This window comes from Sphingomonas suaedae (assembly GCF_007833215.1).
Lineage (GTDB): Bacteria > Pseudomonadota > Alphaproteobacteria > Sphingomonadales > Sphingomonadaceae > Sphingomonas > Sphingomonas suaedae.
The window spans coordinates 1,049,799-1,074,113 of the sequence record NZ_CP042239.1; the positions used below are offsets into that span (position 1 = coordinate 1,049,799).

24 protein-coding genes are annotated in these 24,315 nt (G+C 66.3%); 13 read left to right on the forward strand and 11 right to left on the reverse strand.

Annotated features, from left to right (window positions below; genetic code table 11):
* Nucleotides 1-43: 43 nt before the first annotated feature.
* From FPZ54_RS05065 to dapA, 3 genes are read right to left on the reverse strand one after another with little or no spacing between them, the layout of a single operon-like run.
* The gene (locus tag FPZ54_RS05065) at nucleotides 44-616 is read right to left on the reverse strand and encodes a DUF2062 domain-containing protein (RefSeq protein WP_145845480.1); all 573 of its coding nucleotides are present in this window, start codon (nucleotides 614-616) and stop codon (nucleotides 44-46) included.
* A 1-nt stretch (nucleotide 617) separates the two neighbouring features.
* Entirely contained in the window at nucleotides 618-1,100 is a 483-nt protein-coding gene (gene smpB / locus FPZ54_RS05070; RefSeq protein ID WP_145845482.1) for an SsrA-binding protein SmpB, read from the reverse strand.
* A 48-nt stretch (nucleotides 1,101-1,148) separates the two neighbouring features.
* Nucleotides 1,149-2,030, reverse strand: coding sequence for a 4-hydroxy-tetrahydrodipicolinate synthase (dapA, locus tag FPZ54_RS05075; RefSeq protein WP_145849582.1), 882 nt, complete (start codon nucleotides 2,028-2,030; stop codon nucleotides 1,149-1,151).
* A 72-nt stretch (nucleotides 2,031-2,102) separates the two neighbouring features.
* On the opposite strand from dapA, the gene FPZ54_RS05080 reads away from it, so the two are divergent.
* The 3 genes from FPZ54_RS05080 to greB are packed head-to-tail and all read left to right on the forward strand — an operon-like array spanning nucleotide 2,103 to nucleotide 5,010.
* On the forward strand, nucleotides 2,103-4,115 hold the full coding sequence (locus FPZ54_RS05080; protein WP_145849583.1) for a lytic transglycosylase domain-containing protein: 2,013 nt from the start codon (nucleotides 2,103-2,105) through the stop codon (nucleotides 4,113-4,115).
* Nucleotides 4,112-4,525 (forward strand): GNAT family acetyltransferase, encoded by a 414-nt coding sequence (locus tag FPZ54_RS05085; protein WP_145845483.1) that lies wholly within the window; start codon nucleotides 4,112-4,114, stop codon nucleotides 4,523-4,525. Before FPZ54_RS05080 ends, FPZ54_RS05085 begins: the two co-directional genes overlap by 4 nt.
* Nucleotides 4,522-5,010, forward strand: coding sequence for a transcription elongation factor GreB (greB, locus tag FPZ54_RS05090; RefSeq protein ID WP_145845484.1), 489 nt, complete (start codon nucleotides 4,522-4,524; stop codon nucleotides 5,008-5,010). Before FPZ54_RS05085 ends, greB begins: the two co-directional genes overlap by 4 nt.
* Nucleotides 5,011-5,172: 162 nt before the next feature.
* On the opposite strand, the gene FPZ54_RS05095 is transcribed toward greB, so the two are convergent.
* From FPZ54_RS05095 to aspS, 4 genes are all read right to left on the reverse strand, one after another.
* Nucleotides 5,173-5,940, reverse strand: coding sequence for a DUF1206 domain-containing protein (locus FPZ54_RS05095; protein WP_145845485.1), 768 nt, complete (start codon nucleotides 5,938-5,940; stop codon nucleotides 5,173-5,175).
* Nucleotides 5,941-6,029: 89 nt separating this feature from the next.
* Nucleotides 6,030-7,421, reverse strand: coding sequence for an L-serine ammonia-lyase (locus tag FPZ54_RS05100; RefSeq protein ID WP_145849584.1), 1,392 nt, complete (start codon nucleotides 7,419-7,421; stop codon nucleotides 6,030-6,032).
* 61 nt (nucleotides 7,422-7,482) lie between these two features.
* Nucleotides 7,483-8,262, reverse strand: a complete 780-nt coding sequence (locus tag FPZ54_RS05105; RefSeq protein WP_145845486.1) for a polyphosphate kinase 2 family protein — start codon at nucleotides 8,260-8,262, stop codon at nucleotides 7,483-7,485.
* Nucleotides 8,263-8,265: 3 nt separating this feature from the next.
* Nucleotides 8,266-10,065: an aspartate--tRNA ligase gene (gene aspS, locus FPZ54_RS05110; RefSeq protein WP_145845487.1), complete on the reverse strand. Its 1,800-nt coding sequence runs from the start codon at nucleotides 10,063-10,065 to the stop codon at nucleotides 8,266-8,268.
* Nucleotides 10,066-10,278: 213 nt separating this feature from the next.
* On the opposite strand from aspS, the gene rnd reads away from it, so the two are divergent.
* Together rnd and FPZ54_RS05120 are read left to right on the forward strand one after the other, a co-directional pair.
* Nucleotides 10,279-11,457 carry a ribonuclease D gene (gene rnd / locus FPZ54_RS05115; RefSeq protein ID WP_145845488.1) on the forward strand — a complete coding sequence of 393 codons (1,179 nt, stop codon included), beginning with the start codon at nucleotides 10,279-10,281 and terminating at the stop codon, nucleotides 11,455-11,457.
* Nucleotides 11,454-11,747 carry an I78 family peptidase inhibitor gene (locus FPZ54_RS05120; RefSeq protein WP_145845489.1) on the forward strand — a complete coding sequence of 98 codons (294 nt, stop codon included), beginning with the start codon at nucleotides 11,454-11,456 and terminating at the stop codon, nucleotides 11,745-11,747. Before rnd ends, FPZ54_RS05120 begins: the two co-directional genes overlap by 4 nt.
* A 138-nt stretch (nucleotides 11,748-11,885) precedes the next feature.
* Here FPZ54_RS05120 and FPZ54_RS05125 read toward each other — a convergent pair whose 3' ends face one another.
* The 4 genes from FPZ54_RS05125 to FPZ54_RS05140 are packed head-to-tail and all read right to left on the reverse strand — an operon-like array spanning nucleotide 11,886 to nucleotide 17,500.
* Nucleotides 11,886-13,397: a Ppx/GppA family phosphatase gene (locus FPZ54_RS05125; protein WP_186456921.1), complete on the reverse strand. Its 1,512-nt coding sequence runs from the start codon at nucleotides 13,395-13,397 to the stop codon at nucleotides 11,886-11,888.
* On the reverse strand, nucleotides 13,394-15,580 hold the full coding sequence (locus FPZ54_RS05130; protein ID WP_145845490.1) for an RNA degradosome polyphosphate kinase: 2,187 nt from the start codon (nucleotides 15,578-15,580) through the stop codon (nucleotides 13,394-13,396). Before FPZ54_RS05130 ends, FPZ54_RS05125 begins: the two co-directional genes overlap by 4 nt.
* A 10-nt stretch (nucleotides 15,581-15,590) precedes the next feature.
* Nucleotides 15,591-16,214 carry a P-loop NTPase family protein gene (locus FPZ54_RS05135; RefSeq protein WP_145845492.1) on the reverse strand — a complete coding sequence of 208 codons (624 nt, stop codon included), beginning with the start codon at nucleotides 16,212-16,214 and terminating at the stop codon, nucleotides 15,591-15,593.
* A complete protein-coding gene (locus FPZ54_RS05140) occupies nucleotides 16,211-17,500 on the reverse strand; it encodes a heavy-metal-associated domain-containing protein (RefSeq protein ID WP_186456922.1) in 1,290 nt (429 codons plus the stop codon). The genes FPZ54_RS05135 and FPZ54_RS05140 overlap by 4 nt, the downstream gene beginning before the upstream one ends.
* A gap of 61 nt (nucleotides 17,501-17,561) precedes the next feature.
* On the opposite strand from FPZ54_RS05140, the gene purM reads away from it, so the two are divergent.
* From purM to pyrF, 8 genes are all read left to right on the forward strand, one after another.
* Entirely contained in the window at nucleotides 17,562-18,656 is a 1,095-nt protein-coding gene (purM, locus tag FPZ54_RS05145; protein WP_145845493.1) for a phosphoribosylformylglycinamidine cyclo-ligase, read from the forward strand.
* A 92-nt stretch (nucleotides 18,657-18,748) separates the two neighbouring features.
* Entirely contained in the window at nucleotides 18,749-19,315 is a 567-nt protein-coding gene (purN, locus tag FPZ54_RS05150) for a phosphoribosylglycinamide formyltransferase (protein WP_145845494.1), read from the forward strand.
* Nucleotides 19,312-19,689 (forward strand): MmcQ/YjbR family DNA-binding protein, encoded by a 378-nt coding sequence (locus FPZ54_RS05155; RefSeq protein ID WP_145849586.1) that lies wholly within the window; start codon nucleotides 19,312-19,314, stop codon nucleotides 19,687-19,689. Before purN ends, FPZ54_RS05155 begins: the two co-directional genes overlap by 4 nt.
* 92 nt (nucleotides 19,690-19,781) lie before the next feature.
* Nucleotides 19,782-19,982, forward strand: coding sequence for a hypothetical protein (locus FPZ54_RS05160; RefSeq protein WP_145845495.1), 201 nt, complete (start codon nucleotides 19,782-19,784; stop codon nucleotides 19,980-19,982).
* Between the two features lie 43 nt (nucleotides 19,983-20,025).
* Nucleotides 20,026-20,721, forward strand: a complete 696-nt coding sequence (locus FPZ54_RS05165) for an endonuclease/exonuclease/phosphatase family protein (protein ID WP_145845496.1) — start codon at nucleotides 20,026-20,028, stop codon at nucleotides 20,719-20,721.
* Nucleotides 20,722-20,728: 7 nt separating this feature from the next.
* The gene (locus FPZ54_RS05170; RefSeq protein ID WP_145845497.1) at nucleotides 20,729-23,023 is read left to right on the forward strand and encodes a patatin-like protein; all 2,295 of its coding nucleotides are present in this window, start codon (nucleotides 20,729-20,731) and stop codon (nucleotides 23,021-23,023) included.
* A 63-nt stretch (nucleotides 23,024-23,086) separates the two neighbouring features.
* Complete coding sequence (locus FPZ54_RS05175) at nucleotides 23,087-23,437, forward strand: hypothetical protein (protein WP_145845498.1); 351 nt, start codon at nucleotides 23,087-23,089, stop codon at nucleotides 23,435-23,437.
* Entirely contained in the window at nucleotides 23,434-24,105 is a 672-nt protein-coding gene (gene pyrF / locus FPZ54_RS05180) for an orotidine-5'-phosphate decarboxylase (protein WP_145845499.1), read from the forward strand. Before FPZ54_RS05175 ends, pyrF begins: the two co-directional genes overlap by 4 nt.
* The last annotated feature ends 210 nt before the right edge of the window (nucleotides 24,106-24,315 follow it).

The following is a 24,315-nucleotide window of genomic DNA, read 5'->3' on the forward strand; positions in this document are numbered from 1 at the left end:
GGGGGTCAAGGATGCGCGTGTCTTACGCCGATGATACGCTGGATCAAGTCTCGGACGAAACTTTCATGCGGAGCATCACGCGCTTGCGCCATTTGCGCCCGACCCATGCGCGCCACACCAGGATCGACATGCCATAGCCCGCCGCGGCGGTCGCGACCGAGATCACGAGCAGGCCGATCACCAGCGCCGGCGCGGCCTGGGAAAACAGCCAGTCGAACCACTGGCCGATGCTCGCATGTTGCTCGATCAGCGCCATGAACCCCGACACATCGGCATGACGGCCCAGCATCGCATTGCCGGTATAGACCGACCCGTAAAGGATGAACGGCGTGGTCGCGGGGTTGCTCAGGAACGTCATCGCCGCCGCGATCGGCACATTGGCGCGGAACGGCAGCGCCAGCATCGCCGCCCCCGCGATCTGCAGTCCCGGGATCAGCAGGAAGATACCGACCAGCAGCCCGAGCGCCACGCCGCGCGGCACCGACCGGCGGGTAAAGCGCCACAGCTCCGGCGCGAGCACGCGATGCGCGACCGGGCGCAGCCAGCGAATCTGCTCGATCGAGTCGCGGGTCGGCATGTTGCGATGCCACCAGGCGCTGAGGCGACCCCGCTTCATGTCAGCCGCGATCGCGGAGGATCCGCCCCTGTTCACGCTTCCAGTCCCGTTCCTTGATCGACTCGCGCTTGTCGTGAGTCTTCTTGCCCTTCGCCAGCGCCAGCTCGACCTTCGCACGGCCGCGACCGTTGAAGTAGATCGACATCGGGATCAGCGTCATGCCCTCCCGCGCGACCGCGCCATGCAGCTTTTCTACCTGGCGTTGATGAAGGAGCAATTTACGGGGACGCTTGGGTTCGTGATTGAATCGATTTCCGTGCGAAAATTCCGGGATGTTCGCGTTGACCAGCCATGCCTCGCCATTACGCACCTCGGCATAGCTTTCGGCGATCGAGCCCTCGCCGAAGCGCAGCGCCTTCACCTCGGTCCCGTGCAGCGCAATGCCCGCCTCGAAAAATTCCTCGAGGAAATATTCGTAGCGCGCCTTGCGGTTCTCCGCGACGACCTTTTTCTTGTCGAATTCTGTGGGGCGAGGACGTGCCATGGGACGCGCGATGTAGGGCGGCGGCGGGAGAAAGGAAAGCGGACGGCGTCAGATAATCCCCGCCGCCTTCATCGCCGCATCGACCGCCGCCTTGCTCGCCTCATTCGGCGCGACCATCGGCAGGCGCAGTTCGGCGGAAATCTCGGGGCGCAGCTTGTTCACGGCGTACTTGACCGGACCTGGCGAGGCGTCGGTGAACAGCGCCAGATGCAGGGCGAACAGCCGGTCGTGCAGCGCCAGCGCAATGGCGGTGTTACCCTCCGCCCAGGCCGCCTGGAACTGCGCACACAGCTTCGGCGCGACATTTGCGGCGACCGAGATGCACCCCACCCCGCCCATCGCGTTGAAGGCCAGCGCGGTCTCGTCATTGCCCGAAAGCTGCGCGAACCCGCTGCGCAGCGCGGCGCGGTGCTTCGACACCCGGGCGAGATCCCCGCTCGCATCCTTGATCGCGACGAACTTGCCGGGAAACGCCTGAACGATGCGGATCACCGTCTCGGGATGGATATCGGTCGCCGTCCGTGCCGGAACATTATAAAGGATGATCGGCAGGTCGCACTCCGCCGCCACCGCCTCGAAATGGCGAAAAATCCCCTCCTGGCTTGGCCGGTTGTAATAGGGCGGGACCATCAGCACAGCGTCCGCGCCGGCCTCCCTCGCCGCTTTCACATTGCCGATCGCGACGCGCGTATCGTTCGACCCCGCGCCCGCAATCACCGGCACCCGCCCGCGCACCTGGTCGGCGCAAACGCGCACCACCTCGAAATGCTCGTCTTTCGACAGCGTCGCCGCCTCACCCGTCGTGCCCACCGGCACCAGCGCGGACGATCCCTCGCCGATCTGCCATTCGACGAAATCGCGGAAAACGTCCTCGGCAAAGCTGCCGTTACGGAATGGGGTGATGAGCGCGGGGATCGATCCGGAGAACATATGCGTCAAAATGCCCCAAAGGTCAGAAAATATGGGGTGGCGCATAGGCCCGGATTCCGTATCATGTCCAGCATGCTTGCCTCTTTGTTCAGAAGCGGGCTTCTGCTCGCCGGCGTATCGGGTGTCGCGGTCTCATCGCAGGTCGTGCAGGACGGTGCAGAATGGTATCGCGCGCAATTCGCTGCGCTCGCGTCGCAGGTCCTGCCTGCCGCGCCACCGTCTGCCGCGAGCCTCCAATATACGATCGATCAGTGGAAGCGGCTCCAGCAGTCCGATCGCTGGCCGTTCGGCGACTATGCCAATTTCATGCTTGCCCATCCCGGCTGGCCGGGAGAGATGAGCCGCCGCGCCGCTGCCGAAACGTCGCTGGGGTCAGGCACCGACTCCCCCTCCCTGGCGATCCGCTTCTTCGAGCGGTTTCCGCCGCTGACCGCCGCGGGCCGCGTCCGCTATGCCGAGGCGCTCGCCATTTCGGGCCGCCGCGCGGAAGCCGACGAACAGGCCCGCCGCGCCTGGCGCAGCGGCGCGATGCGGCCCGATGACGAAACCGCGCTGATCGGCGCCTTCTCCGCCGCCCTCTCCCCCGCCGACCATGACGCGCGGATGGACGCGCTGCTCTGGCAGGATGCGCGCACCGCCGCCGCACGCCAGCTCGGCTTCACCTCGCCGCAACGGCGCGCGCTGTTCGATGCGCGTCTCGCGCTTCAGTCCAACGCCCCGGATGCCTCATCCAAGGCTGCGGCGGTCGAAGCGCTGGGCGCCCGCGACCCCGGCTTCATCGCCGATCGCGCCATGTGGTATCGCGCCAATGGCGCCAGCCATTCCGCCCGCTCGCTGCTCGCCCGCAGCCGTACGCTCGACAGCCGCCCCGGCAATGTCGAGGAATGGTATGAGGTGCTGCTCACCAACGCGCGCGCCGCCGAGTCCGACCGGCAATATGCGCTCGCCTATGCGATCGCGAGCCAGGTCGACGACGCGTTCGCGCCGGGCACCGACGTCTCCGACATGGGGCTCGGAATCCGCGACGATTATACCAGCCTCGTCTGGCTTGCCGGCACGGTGGCGATGCAGAAGCTCAACCGTCCCGCCGATGCGGTCGGCATGTTCGACCGCTATTCGCGCGGATCGCGTACCCCGACGACGCAGTCCAAGGGCATCTACTGGGCCGGTCGCGCCGCCGAAGCTGCAGGCCAGTCGGCCGCCGCCCGCGCCTATTACGAACGCGCCGCCGCCTATTCGGACCTCTATTACGGCCAGCTCGCCGCTGAACGGCTGGGCCGCGACCTCAAGGCGCCACCGCCGGTCGACACCCGCAAGGTCAGCGGCGAGGCGCGCACTGCCTTCTACAATCGCGAGGTCGTGCGGGCCGCGCAGATGCTCGGCACGCTCGGCCGTACCGAGGACCAGGGCTATTTCCTGCGCCAGATCGCGGCCGACGCAACCAGCGAAGAGGACCATGTCCTCGCCACCGAACTCTCGCGCACCATCGGTCGCCCCGACCTTGGCGTCATGGTCGGGCGCAGCGCGCTGCTCAACGGTCTGAGCGATTACACCGTCGCGGGCTATCCATCGGTCCGGGTGCCGCCCGGGCAGGAATCGAACTTCACGATGATCCACGCCATCGCGCGCCAGGAAAGCCAGTTCGACAAGGCGGCGATCAGCCATGCGGGCGCGCGCGGCCTGATGCAGCTGATGCCCGGCACCGCGCGCGAAGTCGCGGGGAAGCTCGGCCTCAGCTATGATCGCGCCGCGCTCACCACCGACACGGATTACAATATCCGCCTGGGGTCGAGCTACATCCAGCGGATGCTCGACTATTATGGCGGCAGCTACCCGCTCGCTGTCGCCGCCTACAATGCCGGGCCGGGCAATGTGAACAAATGGATCCGCGCCAATGGCGACCCGCGCACGTCCGGCGTCGACATGCTCGAATGGATCGAGAATATTCCGATCTACGAGACCAAAAACTACGTCCAGCGCGTGCTGGAGAATGCCGTGGTGTACGACATGCTTCACCCCCGGCACTCCCGCTCGCGCGGACCGCACCGGATCAGCTGGTATCTGGGGAAGAACCGCCCGGGGTGATCGCGATCCTTCCCTACGCCGAGGCGCAGTTCGCGGAGGTGGACGCGCTGTGGCGCACCGTCTTTCCCGAGGATCCTCCGCACAGCCACGCCGCGGTCGCGATTCCGCAAAAGCTGGCCGTGCAGCGCGATCTGCTGCTGGTCGCACAGGAGGACGGCCACGTCCTCGGCACGATCATGGCGGGCTATGACGGGCATCGCGGCTGGCTCTACAAGCTCGCGGTACATCCCAAGGCGCGCGGCTGCGGCATCGCGCATTCGCTCGTCCGCAGTGCCGAGCGCGCGCTGACCGATCTGGGCTGCACCAAGGTCAATCTGCAGGTCCGCGACACCAACCGCGACGCCGCCGCCTTCTGGGCGCATATGGGCTATGCGGTCGAGCCGCGAATCAGCATGGGCCGCACGCTTTGACCGACCGTCCGAACTACATCACCCCATCGGGCTATTCGGCGCTCAAGGCCGAATATGACACACTATTTTCCACCGAGCGCCCTGCGCTGGTCGAGACGATCGCCTGGGCAGCGGGCAATGGCGACCGCAGCGAGAACGGCGATTACATCTACGGCCGCAAGCGGTTGCGCGAGATCGACCGGCGGCTCGGCTGGCTGGCGCGGCGGATGAAGGCGGCCAAGGTCGTCGATCCGACGCGGCAGGAGGACCATTCCAAGGTCTGGTTCGGCGCCACCGTCACCATCGCCGACGAGGACGACAACCACCGCACGCTGACGCTGGTCGGCGATGACGAAGCGGATGCGGGCGCGGGCCGGATCGGCTGGAACTCGCCCCTCGCCCGCGCGCTGCGGGGCGCAGCTGTCGGCGATCTGCGCCGCGTGCTGCTCCCGGCTGGCGAGAAGGAATATGAGATCGTGGAAATCCGCTACCCGGCCCAGGTGTAGAGTCGTTTTCAGTTAGGCGGCACCGGCCCGCTCCCCCACGGGGTCCCCGCAAAGTAGTACTTTGCGGGGCTACCCCCACCCGGCCACCCAACGACAGTGTATCCTATGGGTGGTCGGGTGGGGGAGCGGGCCGGTGCCGATTCAGCTCTGCTGAAAACGACTCTAGGTGAGCCGGTCGACCGGCACGGATTGGAGTATCCGCCAACGCGCCTCGACCAGGCTGAAGATGCCAAATCCGAACAGGCCCAATGCGACGATCACGTCGACCGGGCTTTCAAGCCATGAAAGCGCTGCGTCCATCCCGCCGACCCCGCTGGACGTCGTGTCCAGGCCAGCCGCGACCAGGAAATAGCCGACGATCAGAAACACAATGCCGCGCGCCGCATAACCTGCCCGCCCGCTCCACTTCACCCATGTCCGACGCGCCATCTTCGGCTCGAGATGGCGCAGGAACGAACCCTTCCAGGCTCGCACCAACTGAACGACGCCGACCACCAGAACGACCGCCCCGGCAAGCAGGATCGCAACGCCGCCCCCGGGAAAGGTCAACGCGGTGCGCGCGCTATCCTGCACGCTGTTGCCATCGGACGACACGCCCTGCACCAGCTGGATCGCCTGCCAGGTCAGAAACAGATGGGCGAGTCCGCTCAGCGCGGCACCCGCCCGCTCCATCGCGCCCTTTTTGTCGGCCTCGTGATCTTCGATATTGAGCGCGGCGTCGGCCAGTCGCCACATTCCATAGGCCAGCAGCCCTACAGCCATGACACTTAGCAGCACCTTGCCCGACCCCTCGCTCAGATAGTCGAGCGCCCCGCCTGGACCCTCGGCGCGGCCGGTCCGGATCACCAGATATGCGATGACGCTGTACAGCACGCCGCGCGTCGCAAATCCGATCCGTGTCAGTGTCGTAAGGCGTGTGCTGGCAGTCATCGTCTCTCTCCCGATCGCGTGCAAACGGATCGGGAGAGCCGGCGTTCCTGGCCGCTACAAATCATGTGAACGCGGTCAGGTGTCGGCGCTCAACACGCCACAACATTCACCGCCAGCCCACCCTGCGCGGTCTCCTTGTATTTCGAGCGCATGTCCTCGCCGGTCTGGCGCATCGTTTCGATCACCGCGTCCAGACTGACGACATGGCTGCCATCGCCATGCATCGCCAGATAGGCGGCGTTGATCGCCTTGATCGCGCCCATCGTGTTGCGCTCGATACACGGAATCTGCACCAGCCCGCCGATGGGATCGCAGGTGAGGCCCAGATTATGCTCCATCCCGATCTCGGCCGCATTCTCGATCTGCGCGTTGGTCGCGCCCAGCGCCGCCGCGAGCCCCGCCGCCGCCATCGAACAGGCGACCCCGACCTCCCCCTGGCACCCCATCTCCGCCGCGCTGATCGACGCCCGCTTCTTGTAGAGAAATCCGATCGCCGCCGCCGTCAGCAGGAAGGTGCGCGCACCAGCGGGCGTGGGTGACGCGCAAAAGGTCTCATAATAACGCAGCACCGCCGGGATCACACCGGCGGCGCCATTGGTCGGCGCTGTAACGACGCGCCCGCCCGCGGCATTTTCCTCGTTCACGGCCAGTGCCCACAGGCTCACCCAGTCGAACACCAGAGACGGATCGGATCGCGGCCCGCGCGCCATCAACCGCGCGTGCAGGTCGCGCGCACGGCGCTTGACCTTCAATCCGCCGGGCAGCTCGCCCTCGCCGCGCATCCCCCGTTCGATACAGGCCGACATCGCGGCGCGCAGCGAATCGATGAATGCATCGGTCTCCGCATCGTCGCGCCAGGCGGCCTCGTTCGCGCGGACGATATCGGCAATGCTCGCCCCCTCCGCCTCCGCCACCGACAGCAGTTCGGCGCCGGAGGAGAAGGGAAGCGGCAGCTTCACATTGGTCTGCGGCGGCTCGCACCCGCCCTCGACCACCGCTCCGCCGCCGATCGAATACCAGAAGGTCTCATAGGGCTCACCCTCGGCATAATGCGCGACGAAGCGCATCCCGTTGGGATGGGCGGGCAGGAAGCGGTCGCTGCGAAAGACCAGATGCGTTCCCTCGACGAACGGCAAGGGAACCTGCCCGCCCAGCTTCAGCTGCTCTTCGCTGCGAATTGTGGCGATGATCGTCGCGACCGCATCGGGATCGACACTCTCGGGCTGGAATCCGGCTAGGCCCAGCATCACCGCGATATCGGTCGCATGGCCCTTGCCGGTCAGCGCCAGCGATCCGAACAACTCGCAAGAGGCGGAAACCGGCGCCCCGCGATCCAGCGCCGCCTCGGCAAAGGCACATGCCGCGCGCATCGGACCAACCGTGTGCGAACTCGACGGACCGATGCCGATGGTGAACAGATCGGCGATGCCGATATTGGTCTGGGCGCGATCCAAAGTGGGTGCGCTGGTCGAATCGGGCATCACGCTCTCGGTCATGTAATTATGTTACAGCCGTAGAAGGGTGGCGGCCCAGCGTCTACCGTCAGTCGATCACCCCCGCGTCCCGCGCCGCCTTCTCGACCGCCGGATCGAGCGTCGGCGGGTCCATCGGCACGCACGCGGCCAATGTGTCGGCAATCGCGGTCAGCGCGGCGATGCGCGCCGCCTTCTTGTCATTCCCGTCGATCACGATCCACGGCGCCGCATCGGTGCTGGTCCGCGCGAACGTGTCGTGCATCGCATCCAGATAGTCCGCGCGCCGCGCCCGGTTGCGATAATCGTCGAGGCCGGTCTTCCACCGCTTCCACGGGGTCTCGATCCGCTCGCGCAGCCTTTTATCCTGCGTTTCCTGAGTCACATGAACGAAGATCTTGATGAGCGTCGCCCCGGTCTCCGCCTGCTGCGCCTCGAAATCGTTGATCTCGTCATAGCCGCGCCGCCATTCGGCCTCGCTGGCATAGCCCTCCACGCGTTCGACCAGCACGCGACCATACCAGCTGCGGTCGAACACAGCGATATTGTGCTGGGCGGGCAAGCGCCGCCAGAAGCGCCACAGGAAATGGTGCGACAGCTCCTCCGGCGTCGGGGCGGAGATCGGCCACACCTCGAAGTAGCGCGGGTCCCATTCGGCGGTCAGCCGCTTGATGATCCCGCCCTTGCCCGCCGCATCCCAGCCCTCGAACACGATGATCGCGCGGCGCTTGTGGATGATGTGTGCCGTCTGGATATGGCTGAGCCGCTCCTGCAGCGCCTTCAGGCGGTCGTGATAGTCATCGACCTTTCCGCCCAGTTCGAAGTCGGAAAGGTCGATCGACGTGCTCATGGATCAGCCCTTATTGTCCATCGCCTGCGGGGCGAGGCGGATGTTCAGCTCCTTGAGCTGCTTGTCACTCACCGGCGACGGGGCCTGCATCATCAGGTCCTCCGCCTTCTGGTTCATCGGGAAGACGATAACCTCGCGGATGTTCGGCTGGTCGGCCAGCAGCATGACGATGCGGTCGACCCCCGGGGCGGAGCCGCCATGCGGCGGGGCACCGAACTTGAATGCGTTGATCATGCCCGCGAAATTGGTGTCCACGTCCTGCTGGCTGTACCCGGCGATCTCGAACGCCTTGTACATGATCTCCGGCCGGTGGTTCCGGATCGCGCCCGACGACAGCTCGATGCCGTTGCAGACGATGTCATACTGCCAGGCGAGGATGTCGAGCGGGTCCTTGGTCTCCAGCGCCTCCAGCTCGCCCTGCGGCATACTGAACGGGTTGTGGCTGAAGTCGATCTTCTTCGCGTCCTCGTCATATTCGAACATCGGGAAATCGACGATCCAGCAGAATTCGAACCGGCTCTTGTCGATCAGCTCGAGGCTCTCGCCAACGCGGGTGCGCGCGAGACCGGCGAGCTTGGCGGCCTGTGCCTCCTTGCCCGCGGCAAAGAAGATGCCGTCGTCCGGGCCGAGGCCGAGTTCGTCGGCCAGCGCCGACATCTTGTCCTCGCCATGGTTCTTGGCGATCGGGCCGCCCCATTCGCCGCCCTTGCGCGTCGCATAGCCCAGGCCCGCAAAGCCCTCGCTCTGCGCCCAGGCGTTCATATCGTCGAAGAATTTGCGGCTCTTGTCCGCAGTCCCCGGCGCGGGGATCGCACGGACCACATCGCCGCCCTCGACGATCGAGGCAAAGCGCCCGAAACCAGAGCCTTCGAAGTGGCTGCTGACATCCGATATCAGGATCGGGTTGCGCAGGTCGGGCTTGTCGTTGCCATATTTCAGCATCGATTCGCGGTACGGGATGCGCTTGAACGGCAGCGGGCTGACCGTCCGCCCCTTACCCTGCCAGTCGGCAAATTCCTCGAACACGCCGTGCAGCACCGGCTCGATCGCCGCGAATACATCGTCCTGCGTGACATAGCTCATTTCGAAATCGAGCTGGTAGAATTCGCCGGGCGAACGGTCGGCGCGGGCGTCCTCGTCGCGGAAACAGGGCGCGATCTGGAAATAGCGATCGAAACCAGCAACCATCAGCAGCTGCTTGAACATCTGCGGCGCCTGCGGGAGCGCGTAGAATTTGCCCGGATGGACGCGGCTCGGCACCAGATAGTCGCGCGCGCCCTCCGGGCTGCTCGCGGTCAGGATTGGCGTCTGGAACTCGGTAAAGCCCTGGTCGATCATCCGCTTGCGCAGGCTCGCGATGACATGGCTGCGCAGCATGATGTTGGCGTGCAGCCCTTCGCGCCGCAGGTCGAGGAAGCGGTAGCGCAGGCGGATATCCTCGGGATAATCGCTGTCGCCGAACACCGGCATCGGCAGCTCCTGCGCCGACGACTGCACCGTAACGCCCTTGGCGAACACCTCGATCGCGCCGGTGGCCAGGTTGGCGTTCACCGTCGCGTCACTGCGCGCCTTGACCACGCCGTCGATCGTCACCACCGATTCGACGCGGAGTCCCTCCAGCACCGGCAGCGCAGGCGAGTCGCTGTCCGCGACGATCTGGGTCACGCCATAATGGTCGCGCAGGTCGACGAACAGCACCCCGCCATGGTCGCGCTTGCGATGGATCCAGCCCGACAGGCGGACGGTCTCGCCGACCTGATCGGCGGTCAGCTGGCCGCAAGTGTGGGTGCGATAGGCGTGCATCGTTCGTGTCTCTTCATCTAAGTCTAAACCGTCACCCCCGCGAAAGCGGGGGCCCATCTCCTGAACTGTCCACCAGCGCACCGACACGGATTGCCGATCGTGCTGGAGATGGGTCCCCGCTTGCGCGGGGATGACGGCAGGAAATTATGGGGACGGCGCTTCCCCTTCACACGCCCCTTTGTCAACCCGCGCAGGCGCGGCTATGGGCCTGCGATGCATATTCACGGCCTGATCGAAGACTCGGCAACGCTTGCCAATCTCTGCACCCGCCTCGCGCAGCAACCGTTCATCACGGTGGATACCGAGTTCATGCGGGAAAACACCTTCTACCCCGAACTGTGCCTGATCCAGATCGCCGACACCAACGAGGCCGCGGCGATCGATCCGATGGCGCCGGGGCTCGACATGACCCCGTTGCTCGACCTGCTGGTCAACAATGAAGACGTGCTCAAGGTCTTCCACGCCGGCGGCCAGGACCTCGAGATTGTCTACAACCTGACCGGCAAGACGCCCCACCCGCTGTTCGATACCCAGGTCGCGGCGATGGCGCTGGGTCAGGGTGAGCAGATCGGCTATTCCAACCTCGTCGAGACCTATCTCGGCATCAGCGTGGACAAGGGCGCGCGCTTCACCGACTGGTCGCGCCGACCACTCGACAAGCGCCAGATCGATTATGCGATCGCCGATGTGACCCACCTCTCCGAAATCTTTCCCAAGATGCTCGCCAAGCTCAAAAAGACCGGGCGCGGCGCCTGGCTGGACGAGGAGATGGAGCGGATCGCCGATCCCGAAAACTACCGCAACGACCCCGAACAGGCATGGCAACGCATCCGCATCTCCAGCCGCAAGGCCGAAGTGCTGGGCCGTCTCAAGGCGCTCGCCGCATGGCGTGAACGCGAGGCGCAGCAGAAGAACCTGCCGCGCGGCCGCATCGTCAAGGACGAGACGATCGCCGATCTCGCCGGCAATCCGCCGCGAAAGCAGGCCGATCTCACCCGCGTACGCGGCCTTTCCGCCTCATGGGGCGGCAACGATATAGGCGGGCGGCTGATGGCCGCGCTTGAAGCCGCCACGCCGATGCCGAGCGACGAACTGCCCGCCCGCGACGACCGCAAGCTCCCGCTGGGCAAGGAAGGTGCGCTGGTCGCCGACCTGCTCAAGCTGCTGCTCAAGATCCGCGCGCGCGACATCAACGTCGCCGCCCGCCTGCTCGCACGCACCGACGATCTCGAAGCGCTGGCGGCGGGGCAGCGCGACGATCTGGCGATCCTGCGCGGCTGGCGCTTCGAACAGTTCGGCCGCGATGCGCTTGCGCTGGTCGAGGGTCAGCTTGGGTTCACCGTGCGCAATGGTAAGCTCAAGATGACCCGAACCGAGGAGCCCGTTCCATGAAAGCCGCAACCGCCCTGCTCGCCCTTGCCCTTCCGGTCGGCCTTGTCGCCTGTGTCGAAGAACGCCCTGGGCCCGGCACCGGCATCCGCGAGTGCAATGCCGATCGCGTTCAGGCGCTGGTCGGCCGTGAGGCAAAGCCGCGCGTGATCGAGCGCGCAAAGCAGCGCTCGGGCGCCCGCACCGTCCGCGTCATCCGCCCGGGTCAGGCGGTGACCATGGATTTCCGCAGCGATCGGCTGAACGTCGAGCTGGACGATGTGAACACGATTAAGGCACTGCGCTGCGGGTGAACCCGGTCCGGTCAACAGCGCGCATCACGTCCGTTTGCCCTGAGCTTGTCGAAGGGCCGCAAGCCACAGGGGCGCTGGGATCAGCCCTTCGACAAGCTCAGGGCGAACGGGGATCGGAACGCTTGGGAGGCGAATAGCCTACCCCCCAACCGCGACATCCGCCGTCAGCCCCAGCGCTCCCGCAAGCGCGCGGTGGCGCTTCTCCACCGCCTCGCCATAAAGCGGCGCGTCGTCCTCGCCCAGCCTTAGCGTCAGCCGCTCGTCTTCGACGCAGATCGACGATCGCCGCAACGGTCCCGCGACGCCGCCCGACAGCCGCTGTCCCAGCCGCATCGCCAGCCCCCAGAGCCGCGCACGCTCCAGATCGTCGGGCAGGGCCAGTTGCCCGACCGGCGCAGGCGATTCGAGCCCGCCGCCCAATGAGGTGAACAGCGCCTGTGCCACGATCGCACGTCCCCGCGCGTCGATCCCCACCCAGTTCCCGTGCAGCGCGATCTCAAGGCCGCGTTCGGCGCGAAATTCCGGATTGGCGCGCCATCCGACATCGGCGAGAAGGCAGGCGGCATGGCGCAGCCGCGCCAGTTCCTCGATATCGTCCGCGAACAGCGGCGCGATCCACCGGTCCAGCAGGTCGCCATGTTCGGGAAACCGCCCCGATCGCCGCGCCTCGTCGCGCGTGGCGACGACCAGGGGGTCCTCGCGCCGCTCCTCGGCGCTCAACTCGCCATAAAGCAGTCCTTCGCGCAGCCCGAATGCGGAGGCGACCGTCTCGGCGCTCCCCAAATGCCGGATGAGCACGCCGAGCAGCGCAGCGGCATGTTCCATCGTTGCGACACGCCCCGAAGACAGGTTCGGCACGGCGCGGATCCGGCTCTTCCCCATTTGCGCGATCGTCCGCTGCAGGCGCGTCACCGTCGCTGCGGGCATCGCATATTCATGGATCACCGGCAGCGGATAGCCGCTGAGATGCATGTCGAGCCGCGCCAGCGCACGCCATGATCCGCCGACAAGATAAAAAGGCAGGCCCTCGCCCCGTTTGCTCCACCCCGCCTCGCCCAGCATCCGCTCTACGGTCTTGTCGAGCACCCCCTTGCCCTGCGCGCGGATCGCTTCGAGCCGCAGCACGCCGAGGGGGAAGGACACGCGATCGGTCACCGTCCCCGCCACCACGCGCACCAGCTCCAGCGACCCACCGCCCAGATCGCCGACGATGCCGTCAGCCTCCGGAATGCCCGACAGCACGCCATAGCCTGCGGCCACCGCCTCGGCCTCGCCCGACAGCAGCTCGACCTTGAGGCCGAGTGCGTTTGCGATTTCGATCAGCCGGTCACCATTGCTCGCCTCGCGCACCGCAGCGGTCGCCACCGTGCGCAGCGAATCGACCTCCATCTCGCGCGCCAGGCTCGAAAAACGCGCCAACGCGGTCGTCGCAAGGGCAAGCGCTTCCTCTCCGATCGCCCCCGTTTCCGCGAGCGAGCGCCCCAGCCCCGCCATCACCTTTTCGTTGAACAGCGTCGCGGGCAATCGTGCCGACCCGTCATAGACGACCAGCCGGATCGAGTTCGATCCGATGTCGATAATGCCGGTGCGACGGGTCTGCGGCGTCGCATCGGTGCGCGGGCGGCGAAAGATCAGGGCGGAAACGCTCAAGCGCCCCGCTCCGCGCGCCAGCGACGCAGCGACAGCTTGGGCACCGCCCCGCTCGATTCCAGCGCCGCGCCGCGCCCCGACAGCGACGGATTGGTCATGAAATAGCGGTGCAGATTGAACGGCTTCTCGCCGGGTTCGTCGCGCACATATCGGCCATCGGGCTGCAGGTCCCAGCTTTGCTCGGTGTCGATCAGATTGGCGACCATCACCTGGTCGAGCACCTGATCGTGGACCGTGGGGTTCAGGATCGGAAGCATGAACTCCACCCGACGGTCGAAGTTGCGTGGCATCCAGTCGGCGGACGAGATGAACACCTCCGCCCCGTCATTGGGCAGCGCCTTGCCATTGCCGAACGCCCAGATGCGGCTGTGCTCCAGGAACCGGCCGACGACCGACTTGACGTGGATATGCTCGGACATCCCGGGGACTCCGGGGCGCAGGCAGCATATGCCACGGATGACCAGGTCGATCTCGACCCCCGCGTTGCTCGCCTCGTACAATTTCTCGATCATCACCGGATCGACCAGGCTGTTCATCTTCGCCCAGATCGCCGCAGGCTTCCCCGCCAGCGCATTGGCGATCTCGCGATCGACCAGCTCGATCAGCCGCTCGCGCAAATGACGGGGCGAGACGGTCAGCAGTTCCAGATCCTGCGGCTCGACATAGCCGGTGACGTAGTTGAAGATCTTCGCGGCATCGCGGCCCATGCGCGGGTCGGCGGTGAAGAAGCTCAAATCGGTATAGATGCGCGCGGTGATCGGGTGATAATTCCCCGTGCCGAAGTGGCAGTAAGTTCGGAATTCGTCGCCCTCGCGCCGCACCACCATCGAAATCTTGGCATGGGTCTTCCAGCTGGTGAAGCCATAGATGACCTGCACGCCCGCGCGTTCGAGCGCGCTGGCCCAGAGCAGATTCTGCTCCTCGTCGAACCGCGCCTTGATCTCGACCACGGCGGTCACCGACTTGCCGGCCTCTGCTGCGGCGATCAGCGCCTGGATCACCGCCGATTGCTTGCCTGCGCGGTACAGCGTCTGCTTGATCGCAACGACATCGGGATCGCTCGCCGCCTGGCGCAGATAGGCCAGCACCACGTCGAACGTCTCATAGGGGTGATGGATGACGATGTCCTTGGCGCGGATCGCCGCGAAACAATCACCGTCATATTCGCGGATTCGTTCGGGAAAACGGGCGGCATAGGGCGAGAATTTGAGGTCGGGCCGGTCCTCCTCGACGATCGAGGCCAGGTCGCCGATGCCCAGAAACCCGCCGGTCTCGGTCAACAGCGCGTCGCTGCCGCCCAGTTCCTCCTTGAGCACCGCCTCCAGCCCCGGATCGATACCCTCCTCCATCTCCAGCCGGATCACGCGGCCGCGGCGGCGGCGCTTGATCGCGGTGCGGAAATACAGGACCAGGTCTTCGGCCTCTTCCTCAAGCTCGATATCGCTGTCGCGCAGCACGCGGAAGGTCGCGGACTTGCGGATCTCGAACCCGGGGAACAGCTGCGGCGCAAAACGCTTGAGCAACGTCTCTACCGACACGTAACGCGCGACATCGCCCGGAATCCGCACGAAGCGTGGCGTCGCGGCGGGAAGCAGCACCAGCTCGCGCACCGCCTCGCCATCGCTGGCGCGGACAAGGTCGAAGATGACGCTCAACCCCTTATTGGGGATGAACGGAAAGGGATGCGACGGATCAAGCGCCTGTGGCGTCAGGATCGGGAAGATCTGGAGCCGGAAATGCTCCTCGACCCATTGCGCGATCTCCCCGGTCAGCGCGTCGCCGTCCAGCACCTCGATCCCGCGCTCGCCAAGCGCGCTGCGAATCTCGTGCCACACCGCCTGCTGACTGCTCACCAGGTTGCTGGCATCGGCGACGATCGCGGCCAATTGCTGCCCAGGGGTCAGTCCGTCGGTCGAATGCGCCTCCACCTCCTGCATCTGCTGGCCCTTGAGCCCCGCGACGCGAACCATGAAGAATTCGTCGAGGTTGGAGCCGGATATCGACAGGAAGCGCAGCCGCTCCAGCATCGGATGGGCGGGATTGCACGCCTCCTCCATCACCCGGCGGTTGAACGCCAGCCAGGAAAGCTCGCGGTTGAAATAACGCGCTTCGGGAACCGCCGCAGTCGACAATTCACCCGTGTTGAGGGTCTTTTCGGTCTTGGCGTGCGCGCGGGTCGACATGCGTCCTCGTTCAGCTTGGGTCGGCTGCCTCACGGAGCAGCGCGGCCTGTGTCAATGTGGCCCGCGCCGTGGGAATCGACAAGCGCCGGTTGCCGCGACGGCTCGCATCCTCTTCCAGCGCCTCGGCGGCACGCAGGATCGCAAGATGCGTCCGTTCGATCCGGCGTATCACCCAGGCCACTAGATCGGGAGTCGCGACAAGTTCATGACGCTCCAGCAAAAGTGCGAAGATATCGTGCGCCAGCGCATCGTCCGGCGCCCCGATCCGCGCGACCACGCTGGCCCCCAGCCGCGATCGCAGGTCGGGCAGCCGCACGCTCCAGGCCGGGGGGACGTGATCCGCGACCAGAAACAACGGCTTGTGCTCCGCCTGCGCCGTGTTCCAGGCGTGGAACAGCGCGGTCTCGTCCTGCCGGTCGGCATCGTCGATCATCGTTCCGCCGCTGCGCGTTGCCATCGTTCGCGCCAGCGTGCTGCGTCCGGATTTGCGCGGCCCGGTGATGATCCCGGCCATCACCGGCCAGGTCGCCCAGCGCTCCAGCATCCGGACCGCATCGGCATTGGACTCACCGATCAGGAACCTGTCCTCGCGCGCGCCGGGATATCGGGCGAGCGGCAGGGAAAGCTGGCTCATTCCGGCCCGTCTGCTCCGCTTTCGGGGATCGGCGAGGATGCCGGTGGTGCGGGTGGCGGCGGCGCCGGATTGGCTCCTCCGCGACGGATGCGCAACACGCCCGCGCCCTCCTCGACCTGCCATCCGCGCGCCTGAAGCGCCGACCGCAACGACGCCTGGCTGCCGTCATAGGTGACGCGCATCAGCGACACGCCGCCCAGCGCGGTGCTGGTGGTGATCGCCGAACTCACGCCCGGAACGCCGCGCAACGCCGCCTCGCCGCCGGTCAATGCGCCGACGGTCGGAGTCTCGAACTGGATTGTATAGACCGCGCCGGTCGGCACCACCGGGGTCTCGCCGGTCTCGATGGGCACTTCCTCCCCGGTTTCCTCGACGGGGACCTCCGGCTTGGGGGGTTCGGTGATTAGCAGCCGATCGGCCTTCAGCACGCCCGCGCGCAACGCATCCTGATATGCCCTGTCGATCCGTGCGATGCCCGCGTCGATCAGCGCGGGGAGCGCATTGCCGTCATTCACCCGCAGCACGAATTGCGCCAGCATCCGGTTGTCCGGCCCGTGTCCGGCGGTGAAGACGCCGGTGATCGGTCCGCCCGGATAGGCACGCCGCAGCTCGACGGTCGGGATCAGGATGTCGTGCGCGCCATATTGATCCAGGATCGACCGCCACCAGCCGCGTCCGCGCCGCGCCACCTGCCCCGCATTCATCAGCAGGCGGTCCGGGCCGGTGCCATTGGGCCGGACATAGTCGATCGAACTGTTGCCAGTACGGAACCGCCCCCAGCCCTCGGCAAAGGCGCTGTTGCCCTCGAACACGCGATGCACACCGCCGGAAATCTGCACCGGCACCAGCAGCATCGGCGGCGATCGCATCATCTGGCCGCCCACGCCCAGGATCGACGCCGCGCGCCCGCGATCGAACAACACGCCAAGCCGCGCGACATAGCGGTTGGGGCCGATCTGCTCATTTTCGACGACGATGCCGGTGACCATCCCGTCAAGCGCCGAATCGGACAGGCTCGAACTGCGCCCGGCCAGTCGCTGCGCCAGCATCCCCCATGCCTTGCGCTGCGCCAGCCGCCAGCCGCCCAGCCGGGCCGCCTCGGCATTCTTGCCGCGCACATCGACATCGACGCCGCTCACCTCGAAACTGCCCGAACTGTCGCCCGCCTCGCGGCTCGAATCGACCTTGGCCGCGCCCTTGCCCGATTGCGCAACGGCGAATCCGGCGGACGCAAGCAGCGCGGCGATGCCGATCGCGGCGATGGCGGGGGAAGGACGTACTGACATTCCGCGCCCTTTTGGCGAAGAGGACATGGAAATCCAAGCGCGATGTGGCTAGGCGCCTCACATGACCGATCCCGAGTCCTATACCTACGCCCAGGCGGGCGTCTCGATCGACGCCGGCAATGCGCTGGTCAAGGCCATCGCCCCGCTCGCCCGCGCGACGCGCCGTCCCGGCGCCGACGCCGATCTCGGCGGGTTCGGCGGCCTGTTCGACCTCAAGGCGGCGGGCTTCACCGATCCACTGCTGGTCGCCGCCAATGACGGCGTCGGCACCAAGCTCAAACTGGCGATCGAGCATGACAGCCATGACGGCGTCGGCGTGGATCTCGTCGCGATGTGCGCCAACGATCTGATCGTTCAGGGGGCCGAACCGCTCTTCTTCCTCGATTATTTCGCCACCGGCAAGCTGGTCGGTGGCGTCGCCGAACGCGTCATCGCGAGCATCGCGGAAGGCTGCAAGCAGGCGGGTTGCGCGTTGATCGGCGGCGAGACCGCAGAGATGCCCGGCATGTACGCCGATGGCGACTATGACTTGGCAGGCTTCTGCGTCGGCGCGGTCGAGCGCGACCAGTTGCTCGACGGCAAGAAGATCGCACCCGGCGACGTCATGCTCGGCCTCGCCTCGACCGGCGTCCATTCCAACGGCTATTCGCTGGTACGCCGCCTCGCCGCGGACAAGGGCTGGAAGCTGGACCGCCCCGCCCCGTTCGATCACGAAACGATCCTGCGCGACGCGTTGATGGCGCCGACCCGCATCTATGTGAAATCGCTGCTCCCGCTGCTGAAGGCGGGACGGATCCACGGCCTCGCCCATATCACCGGCGGCGGACTGCTCGAGAATATCCCGCGCGTCCTGCCCGAAGGCTGCCACGCCCGCGTCGATGCCGACAGCTGGGCCCAACCGCGGCTGATGGCGTTCCTCCAGGCCCAGGGAAATATCGAGCCGCAGGAAATGGCGCGCACCTTCAACTGCGGCATCGGCATGGTCGCGGTCGTCGCGGCGGATCAGGCGGACGCGGTCGCGGCGGCGCTGGAAGCTGCGGGCGAGTCCGTCCACCGCATCGGCACGATCGAAACGGGCCAGCGCGGCTGCACCGTCACCGGCAGCGCCGAGACCTGGAGCGCGCGCGCCGACTGGGAAGCGACGCATACCCACTGACGTCCGTTTGCCCTGAGCTTGTCGAAGGGCGTCACCCACCCGATGTTGCGAAGAAGAACCGTGCTTCGACAAGCTCAGCACCAACGGCTGTAATGACCCATAAGCTCGGCATCCTCATCTCCGGCCGCGGATCGAACATGCAGGCGCTGGTCGAAGGATCACGCGTCCCCGGCAGCCCTTATTCGGTCGCCCTCGTCGCCTCCGACAAGCCCGAAGCCGCCGGCCTGGCCTGGGCGGCGGGACAGGGAATCGCCACCTTTGCCCGATCGCCCAAGGGCCTGGCCAAAGCCGATTACGAATCGCAGATCGACGCCGCCCTGCGCAGCCACGGGGTCGAGGCGATCGCCCTTGCCGGCTATATGCGCCTCCTCTCCGACGCTTTCGTCGCGCGCTGGCGCGGACATATCGTCAACATCCACCCTTCCCTGCTCCCCAACTATAAGGGCCTCGACACCCACGCGCGCGCGATCGAGGCAGGCGACAGCCATGGCGGCTGTTCGGTCCACATCGTTACCGAGGAACTGGATGGCGGCGCGGTGCTGGGTCAGTCGAAGGTGCCGATCCTTCCCGGCGACACCGCCGATACCCTCGCGCAGCGCGTCCTTGCCGAGGAACACAAACTCTATCCCCGCATTGTCGCACAATGGCTGAGCAGATGAGCCCCGAAGCGAGCGTCGCGTTGGAAAAACTCCGTGCGATCGCGCTCGCATTGCCAGAGGCAAACGAGAAGCTCTCGCACGGGATGCCTGCCTTCTTCATCACCAAGGGCAAGATGTTCGCCTATTTCTGGCACGCGCATCATGGCGACGATGTCACCTCCGCCATCGTCAAGACGAGCGGGCCGGAGGAACAGGAAATGCTCATCGAGATGGAGCCTGACCTCTATTACCGCCCGCCCTATTTCGGCCCGTCGGGCTGGGTTGGCATCCATCTCGACGCCCCCGACCTCGATTGGGACCGGGTCGGCGATCGCGTCGCGATCAGCTGGGAACTGGTCGCGCCCCGCCGCCTGCTCGAGGCCGGCGGTCGTTAATCGCCGCTTATCCGACGAAGTGACGGATTTCGGGGATATTTTGCATTTCTTCCGCGTTAAGCCCGGTCTCGGCAACAGGGAAGATATACGCCATGGACGGCCAGGGACTTGAACCGCATCGGCAGGGGGGGACAGCAAGCGCGGAGGCAGGCATCGTCCTGCTCGAGGGACCGGGGGGCCTGGCAATCGCGCTGACCCCCGATGCGGCAGAGGCCACCGCGCGCAACCTCACCGCCGCCGCAGCCGAGGCCCGTGGGCAAGAACCCATGCAATTTCCGCCCGTCCCTGCCTGACCGCACCCTTGCCTCGCCGCTTCGGGAGCCCCAAACAGGGCCGATGCTGAAAGTTGCCAGCTACAATATGCGCAAGGCGATCGGTACCGACCGTCGCCGCCGTCCCGAGCGCACGCTCGAAGTGCTGCGCGAGATCGATGCCGATGTGATCGCGCTCCAGGAATGCGACCGCCGCTTCGGCCAGCGCCAGGGCGTCATCTCTCCGCACATGCTCGACGAGCACAGCCCCTGGAAGGCCGTGTCCTTTGGCGTGCGTCATGGCAGCATGGGCTGGCACGGCAATGCGATCCTCGTGCGAAAGGATGCGCAGATCCTCGATTGCGAGATCGTCCACCTCCCCGCGCTCGAGCCGCGCGGCGCGGTGATGGCGGATTTGCGCATCGGCGGCGAGTTGCTCCGGGTGGTCGGTATGCATCTCGACCTGTCGGGCCTGTGGCGGCGGCGCCAGGCCCATGCGATCCTGACCCATATCGGCGCGTGCGACCGTGCGATGCCCACGGTGATGATGGGCGATCTCAACGACTGGAGCGCGCAATCGGGGTGCCTGCGCGATTTCGGGAGAGAGTTCAGCTTCGCGCCGACGGGCCGCTCCTTTCACGCCCGCCGCCCGGTCGCGCGGCTTGACCGGATCATGGTCTCCAGCGATCTGACGGTGGAGGATTGCGGGGTGAACGACAGCGCGGCGGCGCGCACCGCATCCGACCATCTGCCCGTCTGGGCGCGGATCAAGCGGGGCTGAGAGCGCAGTGCAGGACAAGGAGCTTCGCCTCGCGCTCGTCTGCTATGGCGGCATCAGCCTCGCGGTGTACATGCACGGCATCACCAAGGAAATCTGGCACCTCTCCCGCGCCAGCCGCGCGCATCGCGACGGCGAAGCCTCGCCGGGGCCGAGCGAGCGCATCTACCACGCACTGCTCGACGAAATCGGCACCCATGCCGACATGCATTTGCGCGTCATGGTCGATATCGTCGCGGGGGCCAGCGCAGGCGGGATCAACGGCGTGTTCCTGTCCCAGGCGCTGGCGACCGGCCAGTCGCTCGATCCGCTGACCGATCTGTGGCTGGAGGTGGCGGATGTGGAGGCACTGCTGAACCCCGATCACGGCCCCTCGCATCGGCTGGCCAAGGTCTGGGCGCTGCCGATCGCCTGGATGGTCGCGGGACGCGGTTCGGACGTCGACGAAACGGTCGAGCCCGCCGCCCGCGCCGAGGTGCGCGCCAAGCTCGAACGCTTCGTCCGTTCGCGCTGGTTCGAGCCGCCCTTTGGCGGCAAGCAATTGCTCAACATGATGCTCGATGCGTTCGATGCGATGGAACGCGCGCCATGCGGCCCGCGCCTGCTTCCGCCCGGCCAGCCGCTCGACCTGTTCGTCACCGTCACCGACTTTGGCGGCCATCCAGAGCGGTTACGGCTCAACTCTCCGCCCGAAGTGGTCGAGACCGAACATCGCCTCGTCTTTTCGTTCAGCGACAATGGCCGCGATACCGAACCCTTCGCCCATGCCGCGGAACTCGCCTTCGCCGCGCGCGCAACCTCCAGCTTTCCCGGCGCCTTCCCGCCCGCGACCGTCGCGGAGATCGATGCGGTATTGGCCGATCGCAAGATGAGCTGGCCCGGGCGCAGCGCCTTCCTCGAACATGCCCTGCCCCGACAGTTCGCGGCGGGGGCGGTGGACAAGGCGGCGCTGATCGACGGATCGGTGCTCGCCAACGCCCCCTTCCGCCCGGCGATGGACGCGCTGAAGGAACGCCCCGCACGTCGCCAGATCGACCGGCGTTTCGTCTTCATCGATCCCACGCCCGGCTATCGCATCGGCTTCTACAATGACGGCCCGCCCGAGGCCCCGGGCTTTTTCCAGACGATCATCGGCGCGCTCTCCGAACTGCCCCGGCAACAGCCGATCCGCGACAATCTGGAGGCGATCAGCCAGCGTTCGGCGCGGATCGAGCGGATGCTGGGCGTGATCGACCGCATCCGCGCGGAGGTGGAATCGCAGGTTGAATCGCTGTTCGGCTACACGCTGTTCCTCGACTATCCAACCCCCAAGCGGCTCTCGGGCTGGCGCGGTCGGGCGCAGGTCGCGGCGGCATCGCGCGCGGGCTATGGCCATGCCGCCTATGGATTGCTCAAGGCCGAAGGCGTCGCCGATCGTATCGCGACGCATCTGCACCAGATCGGGGACCAGCGCGGGCAGGACAAATGGCAGCGGCTGCGCGACCGGATCTGGGCGGAAATCGTCCGGCGCGGCGCCGACGATTTCGGATCGCACCACAGCGGATCGGCCAGCGCCGCCACGCTCGACCTGCTCCGCGCCCATGATGTCGGCTTCCGCATCCGCCGTCTGCGCCTCCTTGCCCGCCGTGCGACCGAACTGGATCAGGAGCACAAGCTCGCCGAACTGCGACCGATCCGCAACGCGATCTACGAATCGCTCGCAGGCTATCTCGAATGCCAGCGCGCCGACCCGTTTCTGGGGATGCGCGAATCCATCCGTACCACGGATACCGATATCGGCGCGCTGATCGACGAGCTCGCCTCGCGCATGGACCTGCGCACGCTCGACGCCGATACCGATCAACGACTCTCCGAAGGTCTGAGCCATCTCCCGCGTGAACTGCGTCGCCCGATGCTGCTCGCCTATCTCGGCTTTCCCTTTTTCGATATCGCTACCCTGCCGATGCTGCAGGGCGAGGGGCTGAACGAATTCGACCCGATCCGCGTCGATCGCATTTCCCCCGACGACGCCACGGCGATCCGCAGTGGCGGGGCTCAGGCGACGCTGAAGGGCATCCAGTTCCACAATTTCGGCGCATTCTTCAGCCGCGCCTATCGCGAAAACGACTATCTCTGGGGCCGCTTGCACGGCGCCGACCGACTGATCGACATCATGCTCTCGACCCTGCCCGCGGCCACCCGCCTGCCCGCAGGCCGCGTCGCAACGATCAAGCGCGACATCTTCCTGGCGATCCTCGACGAGGAGCAGCCGCGCCTCGCCGCCGTCCCCGGCCTGTTCGAGCAGTTGCGCACCGAAATCGGGTGAGTCTGGCCAAGTGCGCATCCCCGTCCTAAAGCGGGTGCGCAACAATCGGGATGATCGCGGCGGATGCAGTTTCTGAAGGCTTTGTTCTGGTTCCTGATCCTGGGCCTGGTGGCGGCGTTCGCGGTCACCAACTGGCACCCGGTCGAAATCCGGCTGTGGAGCGGTTTGGTCGCAGATGTGAACCTCCCCTTCCTGCTGCTCCTCGTCTATCTGGGCGGGCTGCTGCCGATTTTGGTCATTCACCACACGATGCGCTGGCGTAACCGCAGCCGGATCGCGATGCTCGAGCGGACGATCGAAGATCTGCGCCCGGTTCCAACTCCCTCGCCAGCGCCGATGCCCGATCCAGATCCGGCCCCCGCGCCCGAAGCGCCCACCGCTCCCACACCGTCCCAGACACCGGCCGCACCATGAGCCCGATCTTCGTCGCCCTAGACACCCCCGACATCGACCGCGCAAAGGCGATCGCCACACGCGTCCGCCATCATGTCGGCGGGATCAAGCTGGGCCTTGAATTCTTCATGGCCAATGGCCGCCACGGCGTTCACGAAATGGCGGAAATCGGCCTGCCGATCTTCCTCGACCTCAAATTCCACGACATCCCCAATACGGTGGGCAAGGCGGTGCAGGCGCTCCGCCCGCTCGAACCCGCGATCATTACCGTCCACGCCGCCGGCGGCCGTGCGATGCTCGAGGATGCCAAGGCCGCAGCGCCAACGGGCACGAAGGTCGTCGCGGTGACGATGCTCACCAGCCTCGATGCGAACGACCTGCGCTCGATCGGCCTCAGCCCCGATCCGCACGAACAGGTCGTCCGCCTCGCCGAACTCGCAAAGTCTGCGGGAGTCGACGGCATCGTCTGCTCGGGCGAGGAAGTGAAGGCCGCGCACGCCGCGTGGAAGGACGGCTTCTTCGTCGTCCCCGGCGTCCGCCCCGCCAATGGCAATGCAGGCGACCAGAAGCGCGTCGTCACCCCCCGCGCCGCGCTCGACGCCGGCGCCTCGATCCTGGTGATCGGCCGCCCGATCACGCAGGCCGACGACCCCGACCTCGCCGCACGCGAGATCGAGGCGACGCTTTAGGATGCTGCAAGGCGGTCCACTTACGATACTAATTTTATTTGTCGTATCGAGCTTAGGTGCTGGCTATCTCGCTGCCATTAAGGTCCAGAGGCTCCGTTGGTCGCTACTTTTCCTATTTCTCATAGGACCAGCAGCCGTCTCGGCCGCACCGGTTATAGTTTGGGATGTATTGGGTCGCTGCGTAGGCGACGCCTGTACCGGCTGGGCTTA

What these genes read in the sequence shown, in the direction of transcription:
- FPZ54_RS05065 (WP_145845480.1), bottom strand. Translation starts at nt 616, where the DNA reads ATGAAGCGGGGTCGCCTCAGCGCCTGGTGGCATCGCAACATGCCGACC.
- smpB (WP_145845482.1), bottom strand. Translation starts at nt 1,100, where the DNA reads ATGGCACGTCCTCGCCCCACAGAATTCGACAAGAAAAAGGTCGTCGCG.
- dapA (WP_145849582.1), bottom strand. Translation starts at nt 2,030, where the DNA reads ATGTTCTCCGGATCGATCCCCGCGCTCATCACCCCATTCCGTAACGGC.
- FPZ54_RS05080 (WP_145849583.1), top strand. Translation starts at nt 2,103, where the DNA reads ATGCTTGCCTCTTTGTTCAGAAGCGGGCTTCTGCTCGCCGGCGTATCG.
- FPZ54_RS05095 (WP_145845485.1), bottom strand. Translation starts at nt 5,940, where the DNA reads ATGACTGCCAGCACACGCCTTACGACACTGACACGGATCGGATTTGCG.
- FPZ54_RS05100 (WP_145849584.1), bottom strand. Translation starts at nt 7,421, where the DNA reads ATGCCCGATTCGACCAGCGCACCCACTTTGGATCGCGCCCAGACCAAT.
- FPZ54_RS05105 (WP_145845486.1), bottom strand. Translation starts at nt 8,262, where the DNA reads ATGAGCACGTCGATCGACCTTTCCGACTTCGAACTGGGCGGAAAGGTC.
- aspS (WP_145845487.1), bottom strand. Translation starts at nt 10,065, where the DNA reads ATGCACGCCTATCGCACCCACACTTGCGGCCAGCTGACCGCCGATCAG.
- rnd (WP_145845488.1), top strand. Translation starts at nt 10,279, where the DNA reads ATGCATATTCACGGCCTGATCGAAGACTCGGCAACGCTTGCCAATCTC.
- FPZ54_RS05120 (WP_145845489.1), top strand. Translation starts at nt 11,454, where the DNA reads ATGAAAGCCGCAACCGCCCTGCTCGCCCTTGCCCTTCCGGTCGGCCTT.
- FPZ54_RS05130 (WP_145845490.1), bottom strand. Translation starts at nt 15,580, where the DNA reads ATGTCGACCCGCGCGCACGCCAAGACCGAAAAGACCCTCAACACGGGT.
- FPZ54_RS05135 (WP_145845492.1), bottom strand. Translation starts at nt 16,214, where the DNA reads ATGAGCCAGCTTTCCCTGCCGCTCGCCCGATATCCCGGCGCGCGCGAG.
- FPZ54_RS05140 (WP_186456922.1), bottom strand. Translation starts at nt 17,500, where the DNA reads ATGTCAGTACGTCCTTCCCCCGCCATCGCCGCGATCGGCATCGCCGCG.
- purM (WP_145845493.1), top strand. Translation starts at nt 17,562, where the DNA reads ATGACCGATCCCGAGTCCTATACCTACGCCCAGGCGGGCGTCTCGATC.
- purN (WP_145845494.1), top strand. Translation starts at nt 18,749, where the DNA reads ATGACCCATAAGCTCGGCATCCTCATCTCCGGCCGCGGATCGAACATG.
- FPZ54_RS05155 (WP_145849586.1), top strand. Translation starts at nt 19,312, where the DNA reads ATGAGCCCCGAAGCGAGCGTCGCGTTGGAAAAACTCCGTGCGATCGCG.
- FPZ54_RS05160 (WP_145845495.1), top strand. Translation starts at nt 19,782, where the DNA reads ATGGACGGCCAGGGACTTGAACCGCATCGGCAGGGGGGGACAGCAAGC.
- FPZ54_RS05165 (WP_145845496.1), top strand. Translation starts at nt 20,026, where the DNA reads ATGCTGAAAGTTGCCAGCTACAATATGCGCAAGGCGATCGGTACCGAC.
- FPZ54_RS05175 (WP_145845498.1), top strand. Translation starts at nt 23,087, where the DNA reads ATGCAGTTTCTGAAGGCTTTGTTCTGGTTCCTGATCCTGGGCCTGGTG.
- pyrF (WP_145845499.1), top strand. Translation starts at nt 23,434, where the DNA reads ATGAGCCCGATCTTCGTCGCCCTAGACACCCCCGACATCGACCGCGCA.